This is a genomic window from Pseudomonas huaxiensis (assembly GCF_003231275.1).
Classification (GTDB): domain Bacteria; phylum Pseudomonadota; class Gammaproteobacteria; order Pseudomonadales; family Pseudomonadaceae; genus Aquipseudomonas; species Aquipseudomonas huaxiensis.
On the sequence record NZ_QKVL01000012.1, the window covers coordinates 39,096 to 63,000 of the forward strand.

The 23,905-nt window shown below is 64.8% G+C and carries 19 protein-coding genes; 15 read left to right on the forward strand and 4 right to left on the reverse strand.

The features are described from left to right. Nucleotides 1-66: 66 nt before the first annotated feature. The 10 genes from DM374_RS15015 to DM374_RS15060 all read left to right on the forward strand — a co-directional run bounded on the left by DM374_RS15015 (nucleotide 67) and on the right by DM374_RS15060 (nucleotide 9,985). The gene (locus DM374_RS15015) at nucleotides 67-963 is read left to right on the forward strand and encodes a VOC family protein (RefSeq protein WP_110970562.1); all 897 of its coding nucleotides are present in this window, start codon (nucleotides 67-69) and stop codon (nucleotides 961-963) included. A gap of 1 nt (nucleotide 964) precedes the next feature. Further along, nucleotides 965-1,840 (forward strand): CoA transferase subunit A, encoded by an 876-nt coding sequence (locus tag DM374_RS15020; protein WP_110970563.1) that lies wholly within the window; start codon nucleotides 965-967, stop codon nucleotides 1,838-1,840. Nucleotides 1,841-1,852: 12 nt separating this feature from the next. Then, nucleotides 1,853-2,650 carry a CoA-transferase subunit beta gene (locus tag DM374_RS15025; protein WP_110970564.1) on the forward strand — a complete coding sequence of 266 codons (798 nt, stop codon included), beginning with the start codon at nucleotides 1,853-1,855 and terminating at the stop codon, nucleotides 2,648-2,650. A gap of 15 nt (nucleotides 2,651-2,665) precedes the next feature. Then, nucleotides 2,666-3,583: an enoyl-CoA hydratase gene (locus tag DM374_RS15030; protein ID WP_110970565.1), complete on the forward strand. Its 918-nt coding sequence runs from the start codon at nucleotides 2,666-2,668 to the stop codon at nucleotides 3,581-3,583. Then, nucleotides 3,580-4,695, forward strand: coding sequence for an NAD(P)H-dependent flavin oxidoreductase (locus tag DM374_RS15035; protein ID WP_110970566.1), 1,116 nt, complete (start codon nucleotides 3,580-3,582; stop codon nucleotides 4,693-4,695). Before DM374_RS15030 ends, DM374_RS15035 begins: the two co-directional genes overlap by 4 nt. Next, nucleotides 4,692-5,444, forward strand: a complete 753-nt coding sequence (locus DM374_RS15040) for an enoyl-CoA hydratase family protein (RefSeq protein ID WP_110970567.1) — start codon at nucleotides 4,692-4,694, stop codon at nucleotides 5,442-5,444. The genes DM374_RS15035 and DM374_RS15040 overlap by 4 nt, the downstream gene beginning before the upstream one ends. Nucleotides 5,445-5,703: 259 nt before the next feature. Further along, nucleotides 5,704-6,867: an acyl-CoA dehydrogenase family protein gene (locus tag DM374_RS15045; RefSeq protein WP_110970568.1), complete on the forward strand. Its 1,164-nt coding sequence runs from the start codon at nucleotides 5,704-5,706 to the stop codon at nucleotides 6,865-6,867. 9 nt (nucleotides 6,868-6,876) lie between these two features. After that, nucleotides 6,877-7,935, forward strand: a complete 1,059-nt coding sequence (locus DM374_RS15050; RefSeq protein ID WP_110970569.1) for an acyl-CoA dehydrogenase family protein — start codon at nucleotides 6,877-6,879, stop codon at nucleotides 7,933-7,935. A gap of 3 nt (nucleotides 7,936-7,938) precedes the next feature. Beyond that, nucleotides 7,939-9,090: an acetyl-CoA C-acetyltransferase gene (locus DM374_RS15055; RefSeq protein WP_110970570.1), complete on the forward strand. Its 1,152-nt coding sequence runs from the start codon at nucleotides 7,939-7,941 to the stop codon at nucleotides 9,088-9,090. 16 nt (nucleotides 9,091-9,106) lie between these two features. Further along, nucleotides 9,107-9,985 (forward strand): SDR family oxidoreductase, encoded by an 879-nt coding sequence (locus tag DM374_RS15060; protein WP_110970571.1) that lies wholly within the window; start codon nucleotides 9,107-9,109, stop codon nucleotides 9,983-9,985. A 237-nt stretch (nucleotides 9,986-10,222) separates the two neighbouring features. Here the strand turns inward: DM374_RS15060 and DM374_RS15065 are convergent, their stop codons facing one another. Together DM374_RS15065 and DM374_RS15070 are read right to left on the reverse strand one after the other, a co-directional pair. Beyond that, entirely contained in the window at nucleotides 10,223-11,374 is a 1,152-nt protein-coding gene (locus DM374_RS15065) for an acyl-CoA dehydrogenase family protein (protein WP_110970572.1), read from the reverse strand. A 16-nt stretch (nucleotides 11,375-11,390) separates the two neighbouring features. Further along, a complete protein-coding gene (locus tag DM374_RS15070) occupies nucleotides 11,391-12,476 on the reverse strand; it encodes an enoyl-CoA hydratase/isomerase family protein (protein WP_110970573.1) in 1,086 nt (361 codons plus the stop codon). A gap of 340 nt (nucleotides 12,477-12,816) precedes the next feature. Here DM374_RS15070 and DM374_RS15075 point away from each other — a divergent pair, with 340 nt between their 5' ends. From DM374_RS15075 to nahK, 3 genes are all read left to right on the forward strand, one after another. Next, the gene (locus DM374_RS15075) at nucleotides 12,817-13,998 is read left to right on the forward strand and encodes a porin (RefSeq protein ID WP_110970574.1); all 1,182 of its coding nucleotides are present in this window, start codon (nucleotides 12,817-12,819) and stop codon (nucleotides 13,996-13,998) included. Nucleotides 13,999-14,260: 262 nt separating this feature from the next. Beyond that, the gene (nosP, locus tag DM374_RS15080) at nucleotides 14,261-15,424 is read left to right on the forward strand and encodes a nitric oxide-sensing protein NosP (protein ID WP_110970660.1); all 1,164 of its coding nucleotides are present in this window, start codon (nucleotides 14,261-14,263) and stop codon (nucleotides 15,422-15,424) included. Next, nucleotides 15,354-17,999, forward strand: coding sequence for a hybrid sensor histidine kinase/response regulator NahK/ErcS' (nahK, locus tag DM374_RS15085; protein ID WP_110970575.1), 2,646 nt, complete (start codon nucleotides 15,354-15,356; stop codon nucleotides 17,997-17,999). Before nosP ends, nahK begins: the two co-directional genes overlap by 71 nt. Here nahK and DM374_RS15090 read toward each other — a convergent pair. Continuing rightward, on the reverse strand, nucleotides 17,977-18,984 hold the full coding sequence (locus DM374_RS15090) for an aldo/keto reductase (RefSeq protein ID WP_110970576.1): 1,008 nt from the start codon (nucleotides 18,982-18,984) through the stop codon (nucleotides 17,977-17,979). The genes nahK and DM374_RS15090 overlap by 23 nt on opposite strands. A gap of 560 nt (nucleotides 18,985-19,544) precedes the next feature. Then, nucleotides 19,545-20,873 carry an MFS transporter gene (locus DM374_RS15100; protein ID WP_110970578.1) on the reverse strand — a complete coding sequence of 443 codons (1,329 nt, stop codon included), beginning with the start codon at nucleotides 20,871-20,873 and terminating at the stop codon, nucleotides 19,545-19,547. Between the two features lie 161 nt (nucleotides 20,874-21,034). Between DM374_RS15100 and DM374_RS15105 the strand changes: the two genes are divergently transcribed. Next, complete coding sequence (locus tag DM374_RS15105; protein WP_110970579.1) at nucleotides 21,035-22,129, forward strand: sugar diacid recognition domain-containing protein; 1,095 nt, start codon at nucleotides 21,035-21,037, stop codon at nucleotides 22,127-22,129. Nucleotides 22,130-22,764: 635 nt separating this feature from the next. Further along, complete coding sequence (locus tag DM374_RS15110; RefSeq protein WP_110970580.1) at nucleotides 22,765-23,904, forward strand: glycerate kinase; 1,140 nt, start codon at nucleotides 22,765-22,767, stop codon at nucleotides 23,902-23,904. The last annotated feature ends 1 nt before the right edge of the window (nucleotide 23,905 follow it).

The following is a 23,905-nucleotide window of genomic DNA, read 5'->3' on the forward strand; positions in this document are numbered from 1 at the left end:
TGATGCTCCCCCGGCCGCTGCGCACAATGACCTCGATACCGGATTCAGCCATCGAGGAACAGGGGCATGATCGAGATTCGCGGTTTGGGCTATTTCGTCGCACAGGTCGAAAACCTTAGCCATTGGCAGCGCTACGCTGAGGATGTGCTCGGCATGCAGGTCCGGCCGGCCCCAGCGGGCGGGCTGTACGTGAAGATGGACGAGCGGCCGTTTCGCATGCTGATCGTCGAAGGCAGCGAGGCGCGCTATGTCGCTTCGGGCTGGGAGTTGGCCTCGGAGCAGGCGTTCAACGCCGCTTTGCGCCATCTGGACGGGCAGGGCGTGGAATGGCAGGCCGGCAGCGCCGAAGCGCTCGAGCAGCGTGGCGTGCAGGCGCTGGTGTCGGTGGTCGATCCATCGGGTAACCGCCACGAGCTGAGCTGGGGCCATCGTTCCGACTGCCTGCCGTTCGTCTCGCCTCAGGGTGTGACGCGTTTCATCACCGGCGACATGGGCCTGGGGCACACCGTGCTGCCGGCGCCGAATTTCGACGCGACCCTGGCGTTCGCCAAGGACGTGCTCGGTTTCAGTCTGTCGGACATCTTCAATTTCCGCCCCGACCCGTCGGCACCACCGATCCGTATCCACTTCCTGCACTGCGGCAACGCCCGCCATCACAGCCTGGCCCTGGCCGAGTACCCGGTGCCGTCCGGCTGCGTGCACGTGATGGTCGAGGTCGATTCGATGACCGAAGTCGGCCGCGCCCATGACCGCCATCTGGCCCAGGGCGTGAAGCTCTCGGCCACCCTCGGCCAGCACCTCAACGACCGCATGACCAGCTTCTACATGAAGACCCCGTCCGGCTTTGACCTCGAATACGGTTTCGGCGGCCTGCAAGTGGACTGGGCGCAGCACTCGGCGTTCGAGTTCACCCGCGTGAGCATCTGGGGCCACGACTTCTCGGTCGGCCAGCAAGGAGCCTGACATGAACAAACAACTGACGGCGGCCGATGCGGTCGCCCAACTGCGCGACGGCATGACCATCGGTTTCGGTGGCTGGGGCCCGCGGCGCAAGCCGATGGCGATCGTCCGCGAGATCCTCCGTTCGCCGGTGAAAGACCTGACCGTGGTCGCCTACGGCGGCCCGGAAGTCGGCATGCTCTGCGCCGCCGGCAAGGTGCGCAAGCTGGTGTTCGGCTTCGCCACCCTCGACGCGATTCCGCTGGAGCCCTATTACCGCAAGGCCCGCGAAGCCGGCGAACTGGAGCTGATGGAACTGGACGAAGGCATGTTCCAGTGGGGCCTGCGCGCCGCCGGCATGCGCCTGCCGTTTCTGCCGACCCGTTGCGGCCTGGCCACCGACGTGACGCGGCTCAACCCCGAGATCAAGGAAATCCGTTCACCGTACGCCGATGGCGAGGTGTTGCTGGCGATGCCGGCGCTGAACCTGGACGTTGCCTTCCTTCACGTCAACGTCGCCGACCGCCTGGGCAACTGCCTGGTGACCGGTGCCGATCCGTACTTCGACCACCTGTTCGCCCGCGCCGCGCAGCAGTGCTTCGTGTCTTGCGAAAAACTCGAAGAGCGCCTGCAACTGAGCGCCGACAGCGCCCGTTTCAACACCTTCGAGCGCTACCTGGTGACCGGCGTGGTCCACGCGCCACTGGGCGCGCACCCGACCTCTTGCCCATCCGACTACGGCTGGGATTTGCAGCACCTCAAGCAGTACGTCGCCAGTGCCAGCGAGGAGGGTGGCTGGGCCCGGTACCTGCAGACCTATGTGGCCGGCGGCGAGCAGGCCTATCAAGCGCAAAACGGCGGTGCCGAGCGCATGGGCGCGTTGCCCCTTCCCGTGTTCTGAGGAGAGCCAAGTATGTCTGCCAACTGTGATTTCACCCTCGCCGAACTGTTGATCGTCGCTGCCGCCGAAGCCTGGCGCGGCAACGGCGAACTGATCGCCTCGGGCCTCGGCGTGATCCCGCGCCTGGGGGCCAGCCTGGCCAAGCTCAGTCACAGCCCGGAGCTGCTGATGACCGACAGCGAAGCCTTCCTGGTGGAAGAGCCGGTACCGCTGGGCCCGCGCGGCGATTATCAACCGCGCTACTCGGGCTACATGTCCTTCGAGCGGGTCTTCGAATGCGTCTGGGGCGGTCGCCGTCACGCCATGATCGGCCCGACCCAGATAGACCGCTGGGGCCAGACCAATCTGTCCTGCGTTGGCGACTACCACAAGCCAAAGACCGCGATCCTCGGCGTGCGGGGCCTGCCGGGTAACAGCATCAACCACCTCAACTCGTTCTTCGTGCCCAACCACAACACCCGCGTATTCGTCAGCGGCGAGGTAGACATGGTCTCCGGTGTCGGCTTCAAGGCCGAGCGCTGGCCTGAAGGTGCGCGCCGCGACCTGATGGACATCCGCGTGGTGGTCAGCGACCTCTGCGTGCTCGACTTCGACGGCCCCGAGCGCGCCGTGCAGGTGCGCAGCCTGCACCCGGGCGTGAGCTTCGAACAGGTGCAGGACAACACCGGCTTCCCGCTGCTCAAGTCGCCGCAGTTGAAACAGACCGTGCACCCGAGCGCCGAACAACTGGCGCTGATTCGCCGGCTCGATCCCCACGACCTGCGCGCCAGTGCGCTCAAGGGCAATCCGCCCGGCATCCGTACCGCCTGAGACAGGAGCGCGAACATGCACAGCAACGACAGCGAATTCGTCGTGCGCCAGGACCGTTCGGCCTACGAGACCGACGAGCCGGTGCTGTACGGGGTGACCGATGGCATCGCCAGCGTCACCCTGAACCGGCCCAACTTCAACAACGCGCAGAACTCGCAGATGACCTACGCCCTTGACGCCGCCCTGCGCCGGGCGGTGGACGACGACGGGGTCAAGGTGATTGTGCTGCGCGGCGCTGGCCGGCATTTTTCCGCCGGCCACGATATCGGCACGCCAGGGCGCGACATCGACAAACCGTTCGAGCGCGCCCACCTCTGGTGGGACCACACCAACAAACCCGGCGGCGAGCAGTTGTATGCCCGAGAGCAGGAGGTCTACCTGGGTATGTGCCGGCGCTGGCGCGAGTTGCCCAAGCCGACCATCGCCATGGTCCAGGGCGCCTGCGTCGCAGGCGGGCTGATGCTGGCCTGGGTCTGCGACCTGATCGTCGCCAGCGACGATGCGTTCTTCCAGGACCCGGTGGTGCGCATGGGCATTCCGGGGGTGGAGTATTTCGCCCATCCCTACGAGTTGAACCCGCGTATCGCCAAGGAATTCCTCTTCTGCGGCGACCGCATGAGCGCCGAGCGCGCCTACCAGATGGGCATGCTCAACCGCGTGGTGCCCCGCGAAGAGCTGGAAAACACCACCTACGCCATGGCGGCGACCATCGCCCGCCAGCCGCGCATGGGCCTGGCCCTGACCAAGCAGGCGATCAACCACGTCGAAGACCTGCAAGGCAAGCGCTCGGCCATGGACGCGGCATTCGCCTGGCACCACTTCGCGCACGCCCATAACGAATTGCTGTCCGGCGACAAGCTTGGCGGCTTCGATGCCAAGGGCATGGCCCAGGCCAACAAGCAGGCGGCCGCCGCCGGGAGAGACGGCGCATGAGCGGCTGGTTGCAGACTCCGTTGACCGAAGCGCTGGGCTGCCGTTATCCCATCGTGCAGACCGCCATGGGCTGGGTCGCTGACGCCAATCTGGTGATCGCCACCACCCGCGCGGGCGGCTTCGGCTTTCTCGCCGGGGCGACCATTGCCGCCCATGAACTGGAAGGTGAAATCCGCAAAGTGATCGACGCCACCGGCGGCAGCAATTTCGGTCTGAATTTCCATATGTTCCAGGACAACGCCGCGCAGTGCGTCGACCTCGCCATTGCCTATCGCCTGCGCGCGGTCAGCTACGGTCGCGGCCCGGACAAGCAGACCATCGCCCGCTTCAAGGCCGCCAATGTGCTGTGCATCCCCACGGTCGGCGCGCTCAAGCATGGGATCAAGGCACAGGAACTGGGCGCCGACCTGATCACCATCCAGGGCGGTGAGGGCGGCGGCCACACCGGCGGCGTGCCCAGCTCGATCCTGTTGCCCCAGGTGCTGGACGCGGTAAATGTGCCGGTGATCGCCGCCGGCGGCTTCGCCACGGGCCGCGGCCTGGCGTCGGCGCTGGCGGCCGGGGCGGCGGGGATCGCCATGGGCACGCGCTTTCTGATGACCCGTGAATCACCCACGCCCAAAGCGACGCTGGAACGCTACCTGAAGGTCAACGATCCGCAACGGGTGCGGGTCACCACGGCGGTAGACGGCATGCGCCACCGCATGATCGAAAATCGCTTTATCAACCACCTCGAACAGGCCGGGCCGTTTGGCCGCTTGCGCATTGCCCTGGGCAGTGCCTGGCAGTGGAAACAGCACACCGGCATGAGCCTCGGCCATATGGCCGGAGTGTTTTTCCGCGCGCTGCGGGAAGACCCGTCGGCGCTGTCGCAGGTGGTCATGGCCGCCAACCAGCCGGTGCTGTTGCAGCGCTCGATGGTCGACGGCCAGCCCGACGACGGCATCCTGCCCAGCGGCCAGGTGGCCGCGGCCATCGGGGAACTGCTCAGTTGCCAGGCGGTGATCGAAGGCATCGCCCGCGAGGCCGAACAGTGCCTCGACAGCTTGCTCGCCCGGCAAGGCAGCCAACGTCCAGCGAATCAGCCCATCAGTATTGGAGAACCCCTGTGAACCAGGCATTCAGCACTCAGCTTCAACAGGGGATCGCGGAACTCGTGATCGCCAAACCCCCGGTCAACGCCCTCGACAGCCAGGAATGGAACGCCCTGGCCCGTGAAATCGACCGCCTCGGGGCCAACCCCGAAGTGCGGGTCATCGTCATCCGTGCCGAAGGCCGCGGCTTCTGCGCCGGCGTTGATATCAAGGAACTGGATGCCCATCCCGAGCGCATCGTCGAGGTCAACGCCGGCAACTACGCCACCTTCAAGGCCGTGCACCGTTGCCCGGTGCCGGTGATTGTCGCGGTGCACGGCTTCGTCCTCGGTGGCGGTATTGGCATCACGGGCGCGGCGGATATCGTCGTCGCCGCCGAATGCGCCACCTTCGCCTTGCCGGAGGTTGACCGCGGCGCCATGGGCGGCGGCGCCCATTTACAGCGGTTGTTCCCGCTGCAAAAGGTTCGTTATCTGTTCTTCACCGGCGACACCATCGGCGCCCGCGAAGCCATGCAATACGGCTTTATCGAGCGCCTGGTCAGCAAGGAGCAACTGCGCGAAACCGCCCTGGAAATCGCCGCGCGCATCGCCGCGAAAAGCCCGGGCATGATCCGCATCGCCAAGGAGGCCCTAAACGGTATCGAGGACGGCAACCTGGAAGACAAGTACCGCTGGGAGCAGGGCTTCACCCTGCAGGCGTACACCAGCCCGGACTCGGCGGAAACCCGTCGCGCCTTCGTCGAAAAACGTGAAGCGAAGTTCTGATAGAGCAGAACGCAATCCCTGTGGGAGCTGGCTTGTCGTGTGACGAACCACTGCGAAGGACCGCGTAGCGGTCCCCAGACCTGCCACGCCGAATTCCTGCATGAAGATGATTAAACAGGCCCTGAATCCAGGACCGTGCAGGACAGCAACGCGTGCTGGATGGTTTTGGGACCGCTACGCGGTCCTTCGCAGGCAAGCCAGCTCCCACAGGGCAGCGTCGCAACAACCAGTTAGTTATGTTTTGGCCTATGAGGGCACCATGGAACTGACCTATACCCCCAAACAGCAAGCCTTCCGCGCCGAAGTGCGCGCCTGGCTGGCGCAAAACCTGCCCCGCGAGCCGCTGGCCAGCTACGACACCCGCGAAGGCTTCGAGCAGCACCGGGCCTGGGAAGCCAAGCTGTTCGACAGCCGCTGGTCGATGGTGATGTGGCCGGCCGACCTCGGTGGGCGTGGCTGCGACCTGATCGAGTGGCTGATCTTCGAGGAAGAGTATTACGGCGCCGGCGCGCCGATGCGGGTCAACCAGAATGGCCAGTTGCTGCTGGGCCCAACCCTGATGGAGTTCGGCACCGAGGCGCAGAAAAAGCACTTCCTGCCGCGCATGGCTGCCAGCGTCGACATGTGGGCCCAGGGCTGGTCCGAGCCCAACGCCGGCTCGGACATGGCGGCGATCACCAGCAAGGCGGTGCGTGACGGCGATCACTACGTGATCAACGGCCAGAAAACCTGGTCCACCCGCGCCACCTTCGCCGACTGGCTGTTCGGTCTGTTCCGCAGCGAGCCGGGCTCCAGCCGTCACCACGGCCTGTCATTCCTGATGGTGCCGCTGAATGCCGAGGGCGTGAGCATTCGTCCGATCAAGGCGCTGAACGGCAAGGACGCCTTCGCCGAAGTGTTCTTCGACGATGTGCGGGTGCCGGTGAGCAATCTGATCGGCGCCGAAGGGCAGGGCTGGCATGTGGCGATGGCCACCGCCGGTTTCGAGCGCGGCCTGCTGCTGCGCTCGCCCGCCCGCTTCCAGTACACCGCGCGCAAGCTGGTCGAGTTGCTCAAGGCCGAACCCGCCGCCGCCGAGCGTGATCCGGGGCTGCGCGATGCGGTACTGGAATGCTGGATGGGCGCCGAAGCCTACGCGCTGTCGGCTTACCACACCGTGGGCCGGCTGGGCCGGGGCGAGCAGATCGGCGCCGAATCAAGCATCAACAAAATCATCTGGTCGGAACTCGATTTGAAGATGCACGAGACCGCCATGCGCCTGCTTGGCGCCCGCGCCGAACTGATTGCCGGTGCACCGGCCGCAGGCGACGCGGCGCACTGGCTGGAGGGCTTCCTGTTCGCCCAGGCCGGGCCGATCTACGCCGGCACCAACGAGATCCAGCGCAACATCATCGCCGAGCGCATGCTCGGCCTGCCGAAGTAAGGAGCGGCCATGGACTTCACTTTCAACGATGACCAGCTCGCCTTCCGCGAGGCCATCAGCCGTTTTCTGATGACCGAAGCCGCGCCGGAAATGCTTCGCGAGATCTGGGAAACCGACGCCGGGCGCTCGCCCGACCTGCGCAACAAGATCGCCGCTCAAGGTCTGACCGCCTTGTCGATCCCCGAAGAGGATGGCGGCCTTGGCATGGACGATGTGGCCTGGGCCCTGATGACCCAGGAACTGGGCTACTACGCGATCCCCGATTCCCTGGCCGATACCGCCTATGTCGCCGTCGGCCTGCTGGCCGCCCTCGACCCGGCGCATCCGGCCCGTACCAGCCTGTTGCCGCGTATCGGCGAAGGCAGCCTGCGCCTGGCCATCGGGCATCCGGTCAACCCGCTGGTCAGCGACGCGCAGTTGGCCGAGGTGCTGATCCTGCCCCACGGCGACGAAATTCACCTGCTGCCGCGAGCGGCGGTGGACGTCGAAGCCAACCCGAGCATCGACGCCTCGCGGCGGCTCGGCCGGGTCACCTGGCACCCGACGCCGGCGACCTTGCTGGTCGGCGGCGAACGAGGCAGGGCGGTGCAGGTACAACTGCTCGACCGCGGCGCGTTGTCGGTGGCCGGGCAACTGCTCGGCCTGGCCCAGCGCATGCTCGACCTGTCGGTGGATTACGTGGCCCAGCGCAAACAGTTCGGCAAGCCGATCGGCAGCTTCCAGGCGGTCAAGCACCACCTGGCCGACGTCGCGCGGCAGATCGAACAGGCCAAACCGGTGCTCTACCGCGCCGCCCACGGACTCGCCCGCGGCGATGTCTCGGCTTCGCTGTGGGTGTCGCAGGCGCGCCTGGCCTGCTGCGAAGCCAGTTGGGTAGCCGCACGCAAGGGCATTCAGGTGCATGGCGCCATGGGGTACACCTGGGAAGTCGACCTGCAGATGTTCATGAAGCGCGCCTGGGCCCTGGATGCGTCCTGGGGCGATCGTGGGTTCCATAAATCCCGTGTCGGCGCTTACTTGTTCGCCGATGCCGCCCGGCTGGGTCCGGGCCATACCTTCGAGGACTGAGCGATGCCAGAAGCCTATATCGTCGATGCGTTGCGCAGCCCCACCGGCAAGCGCAAGGGCGCACTGTCCGAGGTGCATGCCATCGACCTCGGCGCCCATGTGCTGAAAGCACTGGTACAGCGCAATGCGATCCCCGCAGAAGACTACGACGACGTGATCTTCGGCTGCGTCGACACCATCGGTGCCCAGGCCGGCGACATCGCCCGCACCAGCTGGCTGGCCGCCGGCCTGCCGCTTTCGGTGCCGGGCACTACCGTGGATCGCCAGTGCGGATCGTCGCAGCAGGCCGTGCATTTCGCCACGCAGGCGGTGATGAGCGGCACCCAGGATGTGGTCGCCGTCGGCGGCGTGCAGACCATGACCCGTATCCCGATTTCCTCGGCGATGCTGGCTGGCCAGCCGTTGGGTTTCCCTGATCCGTTTTCCGGCAGCCACGGCTGGCGCGCCCGTTTCGGCACCCAACCGGTGGACCAGTTCTACGCCGCGCAGCGGATTGCCGATCACTGGGGGATCAGCCGCGAGCAGATGGAAGCCTTCGCGCTGGAAAGCCACCAGCGCGCCTTGGCTGCACGGGAAAGTGGGCGCTTTGCCCGGGAAATCGTCAGCTATGAAGGGCTGAACGAAGATGAAACACCGCGGCAGACCAGCCTGACGAAAATGGCTGAACTGCAGCCGGTTGACCCGCGCTTCCCGTCGATCACCGCGGCGGTATCGAGCCAGACCTGCGACGCCGCGGCGGCGCTGCTGGTGGTGTCGGAAGCAGCGCTCAAACGCTACGACCTGACCCCGCGTGCGCGCATCCATCACCTGACGGTGCTGGGCGACGACCCGATCTGGCACCTCACCGCACCGATCGCCGCCACGCGCCGCGCCCTGGAAAAGACCGGACTGCGCATGAGCGACATCGACCGGGTGGAGATCAATGAAGCCTTTGCCTCGGTGGTCATGGCCTGGGCCAAAGAGCTGGATTACGACCCGGCGCGGACCAACGTCAACGGCGGCGCCATCGCCCTCGGTCATCCGCTGGGCGCCACGGGTGCGCGGCTGATGACCACGCTGCTCAACGAACTGGAATGCAGTGGCGGTCGATACGGCCTGCAAACCATGTGCGAGGGCGGTGGCCAGGCCAACGTCACGATCATCGAACGTCTTTGAATCAAGGAGTCAGACCATGGCTATCTGTAACGGCCGGACGGTGATCATCACCGGTGCCGGCGGCGGCCTCGGCCGCGCCTACGCTCTGGCCTTCGCGGCCGAGGGTGCCAATGTAGTGATCAACGATATTCGTGCCGAAGCGGCGCAGGATGTGGCCGGCGAAATCGTCGGCAACGGTGGTCGTGCCATCGCCAACAGCGACGACATCACTACCCTCGACAGCGCCCAGCGCATCGTCGATGCGGCGCTGGCGGCGTTTGGCGAAGTGCATGTGCTGGTCAACAACGCCGGCGTGCTGCGCGATCGCATGTTCGTCAGCCTGTCGGAAGAAGACTGGGACCTGGTGATGCGCGTGCATTTGAAAGGGCATTACTGCCTGGCGAACATCCTTGGTCGGCGCTGGCGCGACCAGGCCAAGGCGGGCGCGCCGGTGGCGGCGCGGATCATCAACACCAGCTCTGGGGCGGGGTTGCAGGGTTCCATTGGCCAGTCCAACTACTCGGCGGCCAAGGGCGGGATTGCCGCATTGACCTTGGTGCAGGCGGCGGAACTGGCGCGTTACGGCGTCACCGCCAACGCCCTGGCCCCGGCGGCGCGCACGGCGATGACTGAAAGTGCGATGCCTGATGTGGTGCGCAAGCCCGATGACGGCAGCTTCGACGCCTGGGCCCCGGAAAACGTCGCGCCGCTGGTGGTATGGCTGGGCAGTGAACAGTCGGCGCATGTCAGTGGCCAGGTGTTCGAAAGCCAGGGTGGGCGTATTTCGCTGGGGGATGGCTGGCGGACCGGTGTGACCCGGGACAAGGGGGCGTTGTGGCGGGTGGAGGAGGTTGGAGTGGCGGTGGATGCCATTTTGGCTGAGGCGCCAAAGGCGCAGAAGGTGTGGGGTAGCTGAAGCCCTGATCGCCGTAGAACCTGTGGGAGCGGTGTCAGCCGCGAAGGGCCGCAGAGCGGCCCTGAATCCATCCAGCACCTGGTCCCTGGCGGGTTGGGATCTCACATTCAGGCATCCTCAAGGTCGAAAGACATGCCGGACTTAGACAGCCATCTCGTGCTGGATGGTTTTGGGGCCGCTTTGCGGCCCATCGCGGCTAACGGCCGCTCCTACACTTTCTGCGTCTTGCCAGCGAGATCACAGCGGATAGTTTTTTAACTCCCGCGCAATCAACATCCGCTGAATCTCGCTCGACCCTTCATAGATCTGGGTAATCCGCGCATCCCGGTAGTAGCGCTCCACCGGGTAATCCTCCAGATACCCATAACCACCATGCACCTGGATCGCCTTCGAGCAGACCCGCTCGGCCATTTCCGAGGCGAACAGCTTGGCCTGGGAGGCTTCGCTCAGGCAGGGCTTGCCGGCGCTGCGCAGGCGCGCGGCATGCAGGATCAACAGGCGGGTGGCGTTGATCTGCACCTGCATGTCGGCCAGCAGGTTGGCGATGCTCTGGTGTTCGTTGATCGGCTTGCCGAACTGGATGCGCTCGCGGGAATACACCAGTGCCGCCTCGAACGCCGCGCGGGCGATACCCAGCGCCTGAGCAGCAATGCCGATGCGGCCGCCTTCGAGGTTGGACAAGGCAATCGCCAGACCCTTGCCGCGTTGACCCAGCATGTTGGCCTCGGGAATACGGCAATTGTTCAGCGTCACCGCGCAGGTATCGGAGGCACGGATGCCCATCTTGTGTTCACTGCGATCCACCACGAAACCGGCATTGTCGGTAGGCACCAGGAAGGCCGAAATGCCTTTCTTGCCCAGGTCCGGGTCGGTCACCGCAAAGACGATCGCCAGCTTGGCCCGGCGGGCATTGCTGACGAATTGCTTGGCGCCATTGATGACCCAATGGCCATCCTGCAGTTCGGCACGGGTGCGCAGGTTGTGGGCTTCGGAACCGGCCTGGGGTTCGGTCAGGCAGAAGCAGCCGATCACTTCGCCGCTGGCCAGGCGTGGCAGCCAGGTCTGCTGCTGTTCATCGTTGCCATAGGCCAGCAGCGGGCCGCAGCCCACCGAGTTGTGAATGCTCATCAGCGCGCCGGTGGCGCCGTCACCCGCAGCGATTTCTTCCACCGCCAGGGCGTAGGCGACGTAGTCGGTGTAGCTGCCGCCCCAGTCTTCCGGCACCACCATGCCGAGCAAGCCCAGTTCGCCCATCTTGGCGACCACGCCATCGTCGATCCAGCCGGCCTTTTCCCAGGCCTGGGCATGGGGCGCGATCTCGCCACGGGCGAAGTCACGGGCCATATCGCGGATCATGATCTGTTCTTCAGTCAGTTCCAGGTCTTGCATGTGCGTACTCCAGCCCTCACAGGCCTTCGAAGAATTGGTCGACCCGCTGCCGCTCCAGGCCGGCGACAGTGGCGGGGTTCCAGCGTGGCTGTTTGTCCTTGTCGATAAGCAGGGCGCGCACGCCTTCGATCAGGTCGCCGTGATCGAACCATTGCTGGTCCAGGTGCAACTCCATTCTGAAACAGTCTTCGAGGCTCAAGTGCCGGCCCCGACGAAGCAACTCCAGGGTCACCGCCATACCCAGCGGCGAGCGCGACTCCATCAGGTCGGCGGCCTTCAACGCCCATTCATGGCTGTCGCCGACGGTCACGCTGCGCAGTTGCTCGATCATGCTGGCGACATCGGGCAGGGCGAAGAAATGGTCGATGGCCGGGCGCAATTCGGCCAGCGGCGGATCGACCAGGGTCTGGGTGCCAAGGCTAGCCAGCACGCCTTGCAGGTCTTTGAGCGGGTATTCGCTCCACTTGATGCCATCGAAACCCTGGTCGAGGGCGCCCAACCGGTCGCTGTCGATGTACCAGTCGGCCAGGCCGCAATACAGCGCATCGGCAGCCTGGACCTGCACGCCGGTGACGCCCAGGTACGTGCCGAGTTCACCGGGAATGCGCGACAGGAAATAGCTGCCGCCGACATCCGGGAAGTAACCGATACCGACTTCCGGCATCGCCAGGCGGCTGCGTTCGGTGACCACGCGCAGCTCGGCGCCCTGGGCCAGGCCCATGCCTCCGCCGAGGGTGAAACCATCCATCAACGCCACGATCGGCTTGCGACAGTGGTGGATGAACAGGTCCAGGTCGTATTCCTCGATGAAGAAGTCGCGGTGCAGCGTGTCGCCGCTTTTGTAGCTGTCGTACAGCGAGCGGATGTCGCCACCGGCGCAGAAACCCTTGGGGCCTGCACCGCGCAGCACCACGGCGTGAATCTGCGGGTCGGTGACCCAGGCCTCCAGCTGCAGGCGCAGGCTGCGGACCATCTGCAACGTCAGGGCGTTGAGGCCGCTAGGGCGGTTGAGGGTCAGGTGGCCGATATGGTTACGGACTTCGGCCAGTACCTGAGCGTTGTCGGTGTCTGAAATGGCCGGTGAACAAGCTGGCGCGGTCATCGCTGTCTCCCTGCTTTGTTATTGATTTTCCACGTGATTTGCCACGATGTGGACGAGCGGTCAAGGATCGCCCGGATCGTAACAGTGCAAATTTGCCGAGTTCAATCCGCAAAACTGCAAGGGCAATCTGCATTTTTGCATGTGCAACCGCGACCTTCGCCAGCGGTCTCGACACTTTAGCCTTGTGACCCGCTAGCACAGGGGATTAGTTCCCTCGGCCGGCGCGCTCCCGGCACCGGCCAAAGCAGCTCCCGCTTGCTTCCAATGCAGCGTAGGGCACCGGCTGTCGGCTTTCGATAATCCCTCCCGACAACCGTCCCCAACGTTCGCGGAGAGCGTCATGCACAACAATAAGAATGCCAATGCCCGTTTCCTGCCCCTTTTGGCTGGCCTCGCCACCCTTGGCCTGACCCCGTTGGTCCAGGCTGAAATCATGCTGTACGACAAGGATGAGACGACCTTTTCCACCGACGGCTACGTCAACGCCTTCTACGTCAACAGTGACGTCGACCGCGCCGGCGAGCAGTACGACCGTCGCCAGTCGCGGGTAAAGATGGGCTTCCTGCCCAACTATCTGGGCTTCAACATGACCAAGCAGATGGGCGACCTGAAGCTCGGTGGCCGCGCCTCGTTCTGGGTCACCATCAACGACAGTGAACAGAACGGCACCGACACCGCCATCGACGTTCGTCAGTTCTACGGCACCGTGGCCAACCCTGAGTGGGGTGAAGTGCTGATCGGTAAAGACTTCGGCCTGTTCGCCCGCTCGAACATCCTGCTCGACGAATTGCTGGCCGGTTATGGCCAGGTCAGCGACACCCTCGGCTTGGTGGACGGTGGCGGTGTGTCCTTCGGCAACATCGGCAGCGGCTACCCGTACCCGTTCCCGACCTCGCAGATCACCTACCGCACGCCCGTGATGGAAGGGTTCCGCATCGCCGTGGGCATCATGGACCCGGTCGATACCAACGACGACAGCGCGGTCGGCAAGGCCTACCAGAAGAACCCACGCACCGAGAGCGAAATCACCTACCAGTTCGACCTGGGCGGCGCGAAGATCTACAGCTGGCTCAACGGCAGCTACCAGACCTCGGAAAACACCGACCACAACGTCGACAGCGTGACCTCCAAGGGCGTCGGTTATGGCGTACAGGCCAAGATGGGTGACTTCTCGCTGACCGGCTCCGGCTTCACTGCCAAGGGGATCAACCCGTTCTTCACCAACAACGCCGGCGAAGCCACGCTGCGCGAAGTAGACAGCAAGGGCTACCTGCTGCAGGGCTCGTACACCTTGGGCAAGAACCGCCTGGCGCTGTCCTACGGCAAGACCAAGGATGACGGCAACGGCGCGGTGAACACCGGCGCCGACTACGAAACCCGCGGTATCGCGCTGTTCCACACCATCAACGACAACCTCAAGCTGGTGGCCGAATACAACCAGTTCGAAATCAACGGCCATCAAGGCGACGCGCAAAACGAAGACACCGATACCTTTGCGGTCGGTGCTGTTCTGACCTGGTAAACCCCACCACCGCGGGGCAGGGCTTCAGGTCGGCAAGGCGCATCCTGCTGACTGGAGTTCTGCTCTGTGGTGTCTTTTCGGGCCTCATCGCCGGCAAGCCGGCTCCCACACTGTGGGAGCGGGCTTGCCGGCGATGAGGCCATGAAAGACACCACCCCTCTACAACCAATGCCACCACCACCCCCTACCCAAGTAGCATTCGGCCCCATCCCCGCGCTTCGTACACTGCCGCCATCCATCCCCAATACGCTGGAGGCTGCTTATGTCGCAGTCCAACGCCGAAGGCGTCCTCAGTGCTGTATCCCGTGCCATTGACGCCGAAGAGGCTGCCCAGGACCTCGCCCGGCAATTGATGCACCCGCACCTGGGCTTCGTGCTGTTTTTCTGTTCCGCCGAATACGACCTGCCGGCCCTGGCCCAGGCGCTGCAAGAGAGTTTTGGTGGGATCCGCCTGGCCGGTTGCACCAGCGCCGGTGAAATCACCCCGGAGGGCTATGGTCGCGGCTGCATTACCGCGCTCGGCTTCGACCACCGGCAGTTCTCGATCGCCGCCGAGCTGATCGCGCCGATGCACGATTTCAGCCTGATCGACGCCCAGCGCTGCGTTGAACGCCTGGTCAACGAGTGCCGCGGCAACACCCTGGCACCGATCAAGGGCCACAGCTTCGCCCTGACCTTGCTCGACGGCCTGTCCAGCCGCGAGGAAATGCTCCTCGCCGCGCTCAACGCCGCCCTTGGCGATATCCCGCACTTTGGCGGATCGGCCGGCGATGACAATTACCTCAACCGCACCCACGTCTACTACGACGGCGTCTTCCACAACAGCGCTGCGGTAGTGCTGCTGGTCAACACCTGGCTGGATTTCGAGGTGTTCACCACCCACCACATCCAGCCGCGTGGCGAAAAACTGGTGGTGACCCGCGCCGACCGCACCTTGCGCCGGGTCTACGAACTGAATGCCGAGCCCGCCGCCCTGGAGTACGCGCAACTGATCGGCGTGCCGGTGGACCAGCTCGATTTGCGCACCTTCGCCGCCCACCCGCTGGCGGTGCGGATCAACGAGCGCTACTACGTACGCGCCATCCAGCGCGTGCATGACGACCTGAGCCTGAGCTTCTACTGCGCCGTGGAGAACGGCATCGTCCTCACCGCCATGAGCCCAGGACCGCTGGTGCCGAACCTGAATAACTTGTTCGACGGCCTCTGCGAGCGGCTCGGCGACCTGTTGCTGACCATCGGCTGCGATTGCTTCCTGCGCCGCCTGGAACTGGACGGCACGCCGCAGACCGACAACGTCGAGGCGATCCTGCGCAAGCACGCGGTGGTGGGTTTCAACTCCTACGGAGAACAGTTCAATGGCATGCACATCAACCAGACCTTCACCGGCGTTGCCATCGGACGGTCCCGTGCCCGGCGATTTGACTGAAGCGCGGTTGCTGATCGAGCAACTGCGCCACGAAAACCACAAGCTCAGCCGCATCAACGCAGCGCTGATCGAGCGCCTCGAGTCGGGGGCGGCGCGTCCGGACGACTCTTATGCGGCGTTCCAGCACTCGGTGACCCTGGCCGAGCAGGTGCGCGAGCGTACCGACGCCCTCAACCAGGCGATGGCCGAACTCAAGGCCAGCAACCACCTGCTCAGCGATGCGCGGATGCGCGCCGAGACGGCGCACCAGTACCTGGTGGACGCCATCGAGAGTATTTCCGATGCCTTCGTGCTGTTCGACACGGATCTGCGCATCGTCCTGTTCAACCAGCGCTTCAAGGCGCTCTGGGCCAATAGCCGGATCCGCATCATCAGCGGCATGCACCTGTCGGAGGTGCGCCGGCTGATGCTGCGCACCGGACTGTTCACCGAAGAATCGCGCAATATCAACGACGAAAACCTGCTGTACCGGCTCAAGGACGGGCGCTGGCTGCAGGTCAGCGAGCGTCCGACCCAGGGCGGCGGGCGTGTGGTGCTGCTGACTGATATCACTGAGGTCAAGCACAGCGAAACCCAGCGCCGCGAACAGGCGGTGGCGCAGAAATCCCACCTGTTGCAGCGTGCCGTGGACAACCTGTCCCAGGGCGTGGCGATGGTCAATGCCGACGGCGTGCTGGAGCTGTGGAACCGGCGTTTCCTGGAGCTCAGCGGGCTGGCGCCGATCGCCGCGCACCGACAGTTCGCCGATGTGATCGGCGACAGCGAGCTGGCCTTGCTGACCCCGGCCACCCGCGACGTCAACGGCCGGCCAACCCGGGAACTGGAACAGCGCCTGTATGACGGGCGCATGCTGGAAATCCGCACCCATCCGCTGCCCACCGGTGGCTTCGTCAACACCTTCACCGACATCACCGAGCGCTACCAGCACGCCGAGGCCCTGAGCGAAAGCGAGCGCTGGATCCGCCTGATCACCGACCAGGTGCCGGCGCTGATCGCCTACCTCAACGCCGATCTGGTCTACGAATTCACCAACAAGGTCTACGAGCAGTGGTACTGCTGGCCGCACGCGGCAATGCTCGGCCAGCGCCTGCGCGACGTGCACAGCGCCGAGCACTACCAGCGCCTGGAAACCTACATCGGCCAGGCCCTGGCCGGGGAGAGCGTGACCTTCGAGTTCGCCGAGACCAACGCCCACGGCCAAGAGCGCTACATGCTGCGTTCCTACGTGCCCAACAGCCTGCCCAATGGCGAAGTGGTCGGGATTTTCGTGCTGATCCGCGATATCACCGAGCGTCGCCGTACCGCTGAAGCGCTGCACCAGGCGTACCAGCACCTGGAAGTGCGGGTGCGCGAGCGCACCACTGAACTGACCCAGCTCAACCAGCAACTGCTGCGGGAAATCGAGGAGCGCCGGCGCGCCGAGGCGCGGCTGCGGGATGCCAAGCAGGAAGCCGATCAGGCCAACCTGTCGAAGACCAAATTCCTCGCCGCAGTCAGCCACGACCTGCTGCAACCGCTCAACGCAGCCCGCCTGTTCACCAGCGCGCTGCAGGAGCAGAGCCACAGCCCGGCGCTGGTGCGTAACGTCAGCAACGCACTGGATGACGTGGAATCGCTGCTCGGCACCCTGGTGGATATTTCCAAGCTGGATGCCGGGGTGATCAAGGCTGATGTCGCTACGTTCGCCGTCGGCGACCTGCTCGACAACCTCGCCGCCGAATACGCCGCCGCGGCCGCCAGCGAGGGCCTGCGCCTGCACTATGTGCCGACTCGCCTGCGGGTACGCAGCGATATCCAGTTACTGGCACGGATCCTGCGCAACCTGCTCAGCAACGCCATCCGCTACACCCCGCAAGGTCGCCTGCTGCTGGGCTGTCGGCGGCGCGGGCGGCGTTTGTTGATCGAGGTCTGGGACACCGGCATCGGCATTCCGCTGGACAAGCGCGAAGAGATTTTCCAGGAGTTCAAGCGCGGCGATTCCCAGCGCCCGGATCAGGACCGTGGCCTCGGCCTGGGCCTGGCCATCGTCGAGAAGATCGCCGGGATTCTCGGCCACCGCATCCAGGTACGTTCGACGCCGGGCAAGGGCTCGGTGTTTTCCATCGAGGTGCCGCTCAGCCGCCAGGTGCCACGGGCTCGGGAGCCGGTGCCGGAGGTGATGCCGCTGCTGGAGCGTCTGGAAGGTGCGCGTATATGGGTGCTGGATAACGACGCGGCTATCTGCGCCGGCATGCGCACCCTGTTGGAACAGTGGGGTTGCCGGGTCAGCACGGCGTTGAACGAAGAGGATCTGGCCGGGCAATTGCCGGCGGACGAGGCCGAAGCCGGGCTACTGATCGTGGATTACCACCTGGACCACGACCGCAACGGTCTGGAAGCGGTGGCGGCGATCAATGCGCGGCGGGTTTCACCCTTGCCGGCATTGATGATCACCGCCAACTACAGCAACGAACTCAAACAGCAGGTGCGTGAACTGGGCCACACCCTGATGCACAAACCGGTGCGGCCGATGAAGCTCAAGGCCGCGATCAGTCACCTGCTGGGCAACGAGCTCAGCGTGGCAGGCGCCCACTGACGAAGTGGGCGACGTCGTTGAACCCGTGGGTCGAAGGGTGGCCCGGGGTGACCAGCGAATCGATGAAGGCTTCGTCTTCGGCGCTGATCTTCACCTCCAGCGCGCCGCCGTAGGTGTCCCACTGGGCCTCGGTGCGCGGGCCGACGATCGCGGAACTGACCGACTGGTTGTTCAGCACCCAGGCGATGGCAAACTCGACGATGCCGACGCCTTTGGCCTGGGTGTAGGCCTGGATTTTCTGGGCGATAGCCAGGGATTCGGTGCGCCATTCCACTTCCAGGATGCGTTTGTCCTGGCGCGCCGCGCGGCTGCCGGCCTCGGGTTCGGCATTCGGCGCGTACTTGCCGCTGAGCACGCCGCGGGCCAGCGGGCTGAACGGCACCACACCGAGGCCATGAAACGCCGCCGCAGAAAGCTGCTCGGTCTCGACCTGACGGTTGACGATGTTGTACAGCGGCTGGCTGACCACCGGCTTCGGTATGCCGAGACGCTCGGCCAGGTTGCAGATTTCAGCGATACGCCAGCCACGGAAATTGGACACGCCCCAATGACGGATCTTGCCCTGGCGCAGTAGATCGCCGATGGCCGAGACGGTGATGTCCAGCGGCGTGGCGTGGTCTTCGCGGTGCAGGTAATAGATGTCCAGGTAATCGGTGCCGAGGCGGGTCAGGCTGGCTTCGATGGCGTTGAAGATGTGCTTGCGCGACAGCCCGCTGCGGTTTGGCACGCCGTCTGCCGGACCATAGCCGACCTTGGTGGCGAGGACCCAGTCGTGACGGTGGCGGGCGATGCCTTCACCGACGATCTCTTCCGAGCGACCGGCGTTGTAGACGTCCGCCGTGTCGATGAAATTGACGCCCTGGTCCCAGGCCTTGTCGATGATGCGCAGAGAATCCTCGGTACGGGTCTGCTCGCCGAACATCATGCTGCCCAGGGTCAGGGCGGAGACTTGCAGGCCACTGCGGCCGAGAGGACGGTAGATCATGGTCGAAAGCCCCTTCGCGGTATGGAAGGGGTGTTGTACAGGGGGAAAAGCATCGCTGGCAAGCCAGCTCCCGCCGTGGGCTGGGTCAGTCACAAAAACTGGGGCATGACACAGATCCTGTGGGAGCCGGGCTTGCCGGCGATGAGCATGGGTATCTACACAATTTATGGTTATGCAGTGGCTACCATGCGTCAGCCGACATGCCTTCAGCGCCCGTGAGATCGAGCGCCGCCCGCGCGGCGCATCGCGAGCGAGCTCGCTCCTACAGTGGTTGCAACGTACCTATGTCTGTCAGGCCATGGTTGACCGCCATGTTTGTACGACGCGGTATCGAGTCGCCCCAACAGCCTTTGACAGGCCATGGTAGGTTGCGACCACTGTAGGAGCGAGCTCGCTCGCGATGCGCCGCACGGGCGGCGCTCGGTCTTGAGAGCGCTAGAAAACTTCTGGCATGCGCCTAGTCGCCACTACTCGGTCTTTTGACAAGCGCCTTCCAGCCACCACATGACCGAAAGATGTGTAGATACCCATGCGGCGATGAGGCCCTCAAGTAAGAACCCCTAGCGAGCAGTAACCGCCGCCCCCTGGCGATTCCGCGAAACCCGCAACGCCACCAGGCTGCCAAACACGATCAAGCCCGCCAGCGAATACAGCGCCGCATCGGTCGAGCCCGTCTGGTCCTTGATCCAGCCCACCAGGTACGGACTGAGGAAGCCCGCCATCTGCCCGACCGAGTTGATGATCGCCAGACCCGCAACGGCCGTGCCGGCGCTGAGAAGGGCGGTGGGCATTGGCCAGAACATCGGCAGGCCAGTGAGGGCGCCCATGGTGGCGATGCTCAGGCCGAGGATGGCGATGACAGGGTTATGGGCGAAGTTCACCGCGATCAGCAGGCCGATGGCCCCCATCAGCATCGGCACCACCAGATGCCAGCGCCGCTCATTGCGCAGGTCCGCCGAGCGCCCCACCAGCAACATGAATACGCCGGCCAGCAGATACGGGATCGCGCTCAGCCAGCCGATCAGCAGGGCATCGCTGAAACCGAGGCTCTTGATGATCGACGGCAGCCAGAAGTTGATCGCGTAGACACCGCTCTGAATGCAGAAATAAACGAATCCGAAGGTCCAGATCAGCGGGTTGGTCAGCACCGACATCAGGCCGTCGCTGATGGTGCTCGGCTTGTTCGCCGCGTCCTGCTGCAGGTCGGCAGCCACCGCCTGACGCTCGGCCGGGCTCAGCCAGCCGGCCTTGGCGAAGCCGTCACTGAGCAGGAACACCGCCATGCAGCCCAGCGCCACGGTTGGCAGGCCCTGGATCAGGAACATCCACTGCCAGCCGGCGAGGCCGCCCTGGCCCGCGGCGAAATGGTTGAGGATCCAGCCGGAGAACGGCCCGCCCAGCAGGCCCGAGACCGGGATCGCCGACATGAACAGGGCCATGATGCGGCCGCGGCGCTGGGCCGGGAACCACTGCGAGAGGTACAGCACGATACCCGGGAAGAACCCGGCCTCTGCGGCGCCGGTGAACAGGCGCAGCACATAGAACTGGGTCGGCGTGGTGACGAACAGCAGGCAGGTCGACAGCGTGCCCCAGGTGATCATCATCAGCGCGATCCAGCGCCGCGGGCCGAAGCGGTTCAGCGCCAGGTTGCTGGGCAGGCCGCAAAGCACATAGCCGATGAAGAAGATCCCGGCGCCGAGGCCGTAGATGGTTTCGCTGAAGTTCAGGGCGTCGAGCATCTGCAACTTGGCAAAGCCGACGTTGACCCGGTCGAGGTAGTTGAACAGGTAGCAGATGAAGATGAAGGGGATCAGCCGCAGGGTGATGCGCCGGTACAGCGCGTCGCGGTTGATGTCGTGGCCGTGGTCAGAGGCAGGGCTGGATGACATGGTTCTCTCTCTGTTGTTATGGTTGTGCGGCATCCCGCGGCGAGGCGGGCGCTTCAACGAAGTCTCGACCAGCGCAGGAGCCCTGTCTTTGTGCTTTTGCACAGCATTTACGGCGCACGGCTGTGCTGCCGACCAACCTGTAGACCTTCAAGGAACTGCGCATGTTCGAACTGGACCATGACCTGGCGCAGGACATCGTCGACCGGGCGATGGCGATTCTGCCCCACAACGTCAATGTCATGGACAGCCAGGGCCTGATCCTTGGCAGCGGCGAGCGCCAGCGCATCAACACCCGCCATGAGGGCGCGCAACTGGTGCTGGCCAACGAGCGTATCGTCGAAATCGACAGCGTAGCCGCCAAATGCCTCAAGGGCGTGCAGCCGGGGGTCAACCTGCCGTTGATGCTCGATGGCCGGCTGATCGGTGTGCTCGGCATCACCGGTGAGCCGCAGCAACTGCGCACCTACGCCGAACTGGTGCGGATGACCGCAGAAATGCTCCTGGCCCAGCGTCACCTGCAAGTCGAACAGCAATGGCGCCGGCAGCGCTGCGACGACCTGCTGGCCTTGTTGCTGGGCGGCAGCGGCGACGCGCCGCGGTTGGTGGACGAAGCCCGGCAACTGGGCCTGAAACCGCAACTGCCGCGGATTCCCTGCCTGTTCGAACTGGATGAGGGCCCGGGCGCGGAAGCGTTGTCGGTGTGGCTGATGCAGCGCTACCCGGACAGTTGGTGCGTAAGCCCGGCGCGACAATCACTGCTCTGGTGCCGCCCGGCAACCCTGGTGCTGGATGAAACGCGGCTGCTGGAAAAACTCCAGGGCCAGGGCTGGCAGGTACAACGCCTGGCGGTGGGTGGCGTCGCCGATGGCGTGGACAAACTGCGCCGAGGCTACCGCCGCGTGCGCGACCTGCTGGCCTACGGGCAAGACGTAGTGCCTGATGAGCGCCTGCTGACCCTGGCCCGTTTCCGTTTGCCGGCATTGCTCTGGCGTCATCGCCAGGACGACGCCCTGGATGAACTGCTCGAGCCCCTGCAACGCATCCGCGCCAAGGACGTCAGCGGCCAGTTGCTCGCAACCCTGCGTGCCTGGTGCGCCCACGACGGCCAAAGCCAGGCCTGCGCCGAAGCACTGGGCATCCACCGCAACAGCCTGCGTTACCGGCTGGAGCGGATTGGCGAATTGAGCGGCGTGGACCCGTTGCGGCTGGAGGGGATGTTGAGTTTGTATCTGGGATTGCAGCTACTGCCAGCCTGACCAGACCATAGGCATCTACATCTGATGACTGTATGAAGCCTATGAGGCGCCAGTCAGGAGACCGGGTAGCGGCGATCATTCGCTAGCCGACAGTTTTTCAGCGCTCTCAAGATCGAGCGCCGCCCGCGCGGCGCATCGCGAGCAAGCTCGCTCCTACATTTTTTGCAACGTACCCATATCTGCAAGGCCATGGTTGACCGCCTTGTTTGCACGACGCGGTATCGAGTTGACCTCAACAGCTTCCCCGCGACCCATCGCCAAACGCCAAGGGCTGGCAACCCAACTCTCACAGGCCATGGCACGTTGCAACCAGTGTAGGAGCGAGCTTGCTCGCGATGCGCCGCGCGGGCGGCGCTCGGTCTTGAGAGCGCTAGAAAACTTCCGGCATGTGCCTCGCGGCCATTACTCGGTTTTTTGACAAACGCATTCCAGCCACCACATGGCAGAAGATGTGTAGATACCCATGCTGATCAGCCCCAAGCCATGCATCGCTTCTACTTGCCGCTTAAAGCTTCCAACTTAAAGCGGCCCCCTTGTCCAAGCGCCCAAACACCCCTCAAAAAACTTGTGCATTCGACCGAGGCCGGCCACTGCGGCAACTGGCAGCATGCAGGCATCTGCAACAGGAGTTCCTCATGAAAATCGTCATCGCCCCCGACTCGTTCAAGGACAGCCTCAGCGCCGAAGGGGTCGCCGCCGCCATTGCCGAGGGCATTGCCGCAGTGCGGCCGGATTCACAACTGATTTGCTGCCCGATGGCCGACGGCGGCGAGGGCACCATGGACGCCATCGTCGCCGCCTGCCACGGTGAGCAACGCGCACTGAATGTCCGCGGCCCACTGGGCTTTGAGGTTGCCGCGCACTGGGGCTGGCTGGCCGACAGCCGCACCGCGATCATCGAGATGGCCCAGGCCAGCGGCTTGCAATTGCTGACCCTGGATCAACGCGACGCCTGTCGCACCAGCACCTTCGGCACCGGCCAGTTGATCGGCGCGGCGCTGGATGCCGGCGCCGAGCGGATCATCCTGGCCATCGGCGGCAGCGCCACCAACGACGCTGGCAGCGGCATGCTCCGGGCCCTCGGTCTGCGCACCTTCGATGCCCAAGGCAGCGAGCTGGAGGAGGGCGGTCTGGCCTTGTCGCAGGTCGCTCGCCTGGACGCCAGTGGTCTCGATCCGCGTCTGGCCGGAGTGCGCCTGGAAGTGGCGGCGGACGTCGATAACCCGCTGTGTGGCAGCAACGGCGCCTCGGCGATCTTCGGTCCGCAAAAGGGCGCGAGCCCTGAACAGGTCGAACTGCTAGATCATGCCCTCGGCCATTTCGCCGATCACTGCGCGCAACTGCTGGGCCGCGATGTGCGGGACTTCCCCGGTTGCGGCGCTGCTGGCGGCATGGGTTTCGCCGCCAAGGCCTTTCTCGACGCGCAGTTCCGGCCGGGCATCGAAGTGGTCGCCGAACTGGCGGGCCTGGAGCAGGCGGTGCAGGGCGCCGATCTGGTCATCACCGGCGAAGGTCGTTTCGACGCGCAGACCCTGCGCGGCAAGACGCCGTTCGGCGTAGCCCGCATCGCCCGCCGCCACGGTGTTTCGGTGGTGGTGATCGCCGGCACCCTCGGTGAGGGCTATCAGGAACTGTATGACCACGGCATCGACGCCGCCTTTGCCGTCACCAACGGCCCGATGACCCTGCAACAGGCCTGCGCCAATGCCGCGCCGCTGCTGGCGGCCCGGGCGGGTGACATCATCCGCTTGTGGAGCAGCGCCCGGCGCGGTTGAT

Excerpts from the sequence above, each read along its gene's own strand:
- DM374_RS15035 (WP_110970566.1), top strand. The coding sequence starts at position 3,580 with ATGAGCGGCTGGTTGCAGACTCCGTTGACCGAAGCGCTGGGCTGCCGT.
- DM374_RS15045 (WP_110970568.1), top strand. The coding sequence starts at position 5,704 with ATGGAACTGACCTATACCCCCAAACAGCAAGCCTTCCGCGCCGAAGTG.
- DM374_RS15050 (WP_110970569.1), top strand. The coding sequence starts at position 6,877 with ATGGACTTCACTTTCAACGATGACCAGCTCGCCTTCCGCGAGGCCATC.
- DM374_RS15065 (WP_110970572.1), bottom strand. The coding sequence starts at position 11,374 with ATGCAAGACCTGGAACTGACTGAAGAACAGATCATGATCCGCGATATG.
- DM374_RS15030 (WP_110970565.1), top strand. The coding sequence starts at position 2,666 with ATGCACAGCAACGACAGCGAATTCGTCGTGCGCCAGGACCGTTCGGCC.
- DM374_RS15020 (WP_110970563.1), top strand. The coding sequence starts at position 965 with ATGAACAAACAACTGACGGCGGCCGATGCGGTCGCCCAACTGCGCGAC.
- DM374_RS15070 (WP_110970573.1), bottom strand. The coding sequence starts at position 12,476 with ATGACCGCGCCAGCTTGTTCACCGGCCATTTCAGACACCGACAACGCT.
- DM374_RS15025 (WP_110970564.1), top strand. The coding sequence starts at position 1,853 with ATGTCTGCCAACTGTGATTTCACCCTCGCCGAACTGTTGATCGTCGCT.
- DM374_RS15105 (WP_110970579.1), top strand. The coding sequence starts at position 21,035 with ATGTTCGAACTGGACCATGACCTGGCGCAGGACATCGTCGACCGGGCG.
- DM374_RS15055 (WP_110970570.1), top strand. The coding sequence starts at position 7,939 with ATGCCAGAAGCCTATATCGTCGATGCGTTGCGCAGCCCCACCGGCAAG.
- DM374_RS15015 (WP_110970562.1), top strand. The coding sequence starts at position 67 with ATGATCGAGATTCGCGGTTTGGGCTATTTCGTCGCACAGGTCGAAAAC.
- DM374_RS15075 (WP_110970574.1), top strand. The coding sequence starts at position 12,817 with ATGCACAACAATAAGAATGCCAATGCCCGTTTCCTGCCCCTTTTGGCT.
- nahK (WP_110970575.1), top strand. The coding sequence starts at position 15,354 with ATGGCATGCACATCAACCAGACCTTCACCGGCGTTGCCATCGGACGGT.
- DM374_RS15100 (WP_110970578.1), bottom strand. The coding sequence starts at position 20,873 with ATGTCATCCAGCCCTGCCTCTGACCACGGCCACGACATCAACCGCGAC.
- nosP (WP_110970660.1), top strand. The coding sequence starts at position 14,261 with ATGTCGCAGTCCAACGCCGAAGGCGTCCTCAGTGCTGTATCCCGTGCC.
- DM374_RS15090 (WP_110970576.1), bottom strand. The coding sequence starts at position 18,984 with ATGATCTACCGTCCTCTCGGCCGCAGTGGCCTGCAAGTCTCCGCCCTG.
- DM374_RS15110 (WP_110970580.1), top strand. The coding sequence starts at position 22,765 with ATGAAAATCGTCATCGCCCCCGACTCGTTCAAGGACAGCCTCAGCGCC.
- DM374_RS15060 (WP_110970571.1), top strand. The coding sequence starts at position 9,107 with ATGGCTATCTGTAACGGCCGGACGGTGATCATCACCGGTGCCGGCGGC.